This window comes from Dehalococcoidia bacterium (assembly GCA_025054935.1).
Taxonomy (GTDB): domain Bacteria; phylum Chloroflexota; class Dehalococcoidia; order SpSt-223; family SpSt-223; genus JANWZD01.
Genome location: JANWZD010000056.1, coordinates 1 through 640, shown reverse-complemented (window position 1 = coordinate 640; position 640 = coordinate 1). Strand labels below are relative to the sequence as shown.

The 640-nt window shown below is 68.8% G+C and carries 1 protein-coding gene; it reads left to right on the top strand.

The genetic code is table 11. The features are described from left to right. Window positions 1-640: anthranilate phosphoribosyltransferase (gene trpD / locus NZ773_16245; GenBank protein ID MCS6803478.1), on the top strand; the 640-nt coding region annotated here is incomplete at both ends.

Here is a 640-nt window from a genome sequence, read left to right as displayed (position 1 = left end):
GTCGGCGCAGATCGCCGCGTTCGTGGTCGCGCTGCGGATGAAAGGGGAGACGACCGACGAGATCGCGGGGTTGGCCTCGGTGATGCGCGCCAAGGCCGAGCGAGTTCCGGTGTCGGCTCCGGTGACGGACACCTGCGGCACCGGCGGCGACCGGGCCCACACTTTCAATATTTCCACCACGGCGGCCTTTGTGGTGGCCGGAGGGGGGCTGACGGTCGCCAAGCACGGCAACCGGTCGGTCTCATCCAAATCCGGCAGCGCTGACGTGCTCGAAGCGCTCGGTTTCGCGATCGACCTCGGGCCGGAGCAGGTCGCGCAATGTCTCGACGAGTCGGGCTTCGGGTTCATGTTCGCGCAGCGCTATCACCCGGCGATGAAACACGTCGCGCCAACCCGCCGCGAGATCGGCGTCCGGACCGTGTTCAACGTTTTGGGCCCGTTGACCAACCCGGCGGGCGCCGCGTTTCAAGTGATCGGCGTGCCCGACGCGACGCTCGCCCCGAAAATGGCGTGGGCCGCGCGCCGATTGGGCGTCCAGCGCGCGCTGGTGGTGGTCGGCCACGATGGGCTCGACGAATTGAGTCTCGCGGGCCCCTCGCGGGCGTATCTCGTCACCCCCGACGGTGTGGCCGAACAGCTG